The sequence below is a fragment of the Mesorhizobium sp. M7A.F.Ca.US.006.04.2.1 genome (assembly GCF_004022915.1).
Classification (GTDB): domain Bacteria; phylum Pseudomonadota; class Alphaproteobacteria; order Rhizobiales; family Rhizobiaceae; genus Mesorhizobium; species Mesorhizobium ciceri.
Genome location: NZ_RZQA01000861.1, coordinates 1 through 2,665 on the forward strand (window position 1 = coordinate 1; position 2,665 = coordinate 2,665).

Below are 2,665 nucleotides of genomic sequence, written 5' to 3' on the forward strand. Positions count from 1 at the left end.
GCGCAGGTCTGGTCGTAGAGCAAGACCGAAACGCCCTTGACGTCGCGCAGCTCGCGCTGGACGAGATCGAGGTCGTCGCGGTGATGGATAGTGGCGCCGGCCGGGAATTCGGCTTTGCCAGCATATTTGTCCGGCTCATCCGTGACGATGGCAATGCGGTCGACACCCTCGGCCCGCACCTGCCTGGCAATCATATCGACGGTCAGGCCGCCTTCGTGCGGCTGGCCGCCGGTCATGGCGACCGCGTCGTTGTAGAGGATCTTGTAGGTGATGTTGGCATCGCTCGACAGCGCGAAGCGGATCGCCAGCGTACCGGAATGGTTGTAGGTGCCGTCGCCAAGATTCTGGAAGATGTGCTCGCGCTTGGAGAACGGCGCCTGGCCTACCCATTGCGCGCCCTCGCCGCCCATGGCCGTGAAGCCGACTGTGTTGCGGTCCATCCACAGCGCCATGAAGTGGCAGCCGATGCCGGCCGCGGCGATCGAGCCGTCCGGCACCTTGGTGGACGAATTGTGCGGGCAACCGGAACAGAAGAACGGCGTGCGCGAGCCGATGTCGGTGGCCTCGGTGAGCATTGCCTGGAACTGGCGCAGTTTTGCCACCCGCGCCGAAATCTCTTCGGACGGGCCGATGGTCCTGACGATCCTCTCGCCAAGCGCGATGGCGATCTCGTTGGGATCGAGCGCGCCTTTGGCCGGAAACAGCCAGTCGCCGCGCTCGTCCTTCTTGCCGATAATGACCGGTTGGGTGGCAGTGCCATAAAGGCTTTCGCGCAACTGTACCTCAATCAGCGAGCGCTTCTCCTCGACGACGACGATGGTGTCGAGGCCGCTGGCGAAACCGGCGATGTGATGCAGGTCGAGCGGCCAGGGGCAGCCGACCTTGAACAGCCGCACCCCGATGCGGTTGGCGGCCGCTTCGTCGATGCCGATCTCCTCCAGCGCCTGGCGAACGTCGAGATAGCTCTTGCCGAGCGTGATGATGCCGATCTTCGGGTTGCGGCCCCCCGAATAGACGATGCGGTTCAGCCCATTGGCAAGGATGAAGGCGGAGGCCGCGGCGCGCTTGTGTTCATGCAGCCGCTCTTCTTGGCCGAGCATGTCGATCTCGTGGCGGATGTTGAGACCGCCAGGCGGCATGTCGAACTCCGGCACGACGATGTTCAGCCGCTCGAGCGCGGCATCGACCGAGGCGGTCGATTCGATGTTGTCCTTGACGCATTTGATCGCCGCCCACGTGCCGGCAAAGCGCGACATGGCGAAACCGTAGAGCCCGTAGTCGATGATCTCCTGGACACCGGCCGGGTTGAGGATCGGCACCATCGTGTCGACGAACAGGAATTCGGTGGCGTGCGCGTTGGTCGAGGATTCGGCCATATGGTCGTCGCCCATCAGCGCAAGCACGCCGCCATGCTTCGACGATCCGGCGAGGTTGGCGTGGCGGAACACATCGCCTGAGCGGTCGACGCCCGGTCCCTTGCCGTACCAGACCGAAAAGACGCCGTCATGAGTGCCCTCGCCCAGCAGCTCCGTCTGCTGCGCCCCCCAGCAGGCGGTGGCGGCAAGCTCCTCGTTGAGACCCGGCTGGAAGACGATGTCAGCCTGGGCGAGCTGTTTCTTCGCCTTCCACAGCTGCATGTCGAGGCCGCCGAGCGGCGAACCGCGATAGCCGGAGACGAAGCCGGCCGTGTTCAAGCCGGCGCGACGGTCGCGCTCGCGCTGCATCAAGAGCATGCGAATGACCGCCTGCGCGCCGGACAGGAAGATGCGCTCCTTTGCGAGATCGAACTTGTCGTCGAGCGCGACGTCGTGCAGCGTCATCAGGCATTTCCTCTGCGGAGGCCACGCGGGGCAGGCAGCCAACGTCGGGGTCGGATGACGCATCCTTTCTCCCCTTGCAAGGCAGGTCAAACAAAATCGCAGATGCCAGGCAACGCGCAACGAACAGTCCGCGGCCATCCTGAATCGAGTATGAAACCGATCCGCGGACATTGCCCGGCGCATGAACATTACAGCTGCGGCGCGGGCGGCCGCGACGCGTCAGCCGCCTTTCGAGCAATCTGGCTTCGGCTCGCCCGGCAGCTTGCCGTCGGGATGGCCGACGAGATCGGGATTGGCGGTGTAGAGCTGGTCGATGACCAGCGGCCGGTCGGGCAGGATCGACTGGTCTTCCGTCGACATCAGCGTGGTGTCGATCTTCTGCAGGACCGCGCCGTCGGCGCCCTTGATGCTGATGGCAATCGCATAGGGCTTGTTCTTGACGACGCAGGTCAGTGCCGGGCTCTCCAGCGTGACCTTGTCGAGCTTCGGCCAGACCTTCTGCTCGACCACCAGAGGTGCGCCGCCGGCGGGATCCTGGAAGCTGGCGACCGCCACCTGGCCCTCTCCCATCGGCTTCAGCGGCCGCAGGGCCACCACATAAGTCGCCCTGGCGAGGCGGTAGTTGAAAACGAATATCTTGCCGGAAACCTCGAACAGCTTGCCTTCGGCGTCGCCGGTGTCGCGGCAGGCGCCGAGCGCAACGGCCACGATGAGCGCCGCGCCAACAAGGATCGAACGGGAAAGGCCGCTACGCATTCTTGACCTCATTTTCCGCCATGCGACGGCGGCGATAGTGACGGCTTGCCTTCTGACGGTTGCCGCACACCGCCATGTCGCACCACAGG

General features: G+C 64.5%; 3 protein-coding genes. All 3 read right to left on the reverse strand.

The features are described 5' to 3' along the window. A partial coding sequence (locus EN925_RS31300) for an indolepyruvate ferredoxin oxidoreductase family protein (protein WP_128337182.1) occupies positions 1-1,820 on the reverse strand: 1,820 nt, incomplete at its 3' end. Between the two features lie 219 nt (positions 1,821-2,039). Then, on the reverse strand, positions 2,040-2,576 hold the full coding sequence (locus EN925_RS31305; protein ID WP_127369205.1) for a hypothetical protein: 537 nt from the start codon (positions 2,574-2,576) through the stop codon (positions 2,040-2,042). Further along, positions 2,569-2,665: CGNR zinc finger domain-containing protein (locus tag EN925_RS31310; protein ID WP_206633020.1), on the reverse strand; the 97-nt coding region annotated here is incomplete at its 5' end. The genes EN925_RS31310 and EN925_RS31305, both read right to left, overlap by 8 nt.

Bases quoted from the DNA above. Each gene is read 5' to 3' on its own strand.
- EN925_RS31305 (WP_127369205.1), bottom strand. From the start codon at position 2,576: ATGCGTAGCGGCCTTTCCCGTTCGATCCTTGTTGGCGCGGCGCTCATC.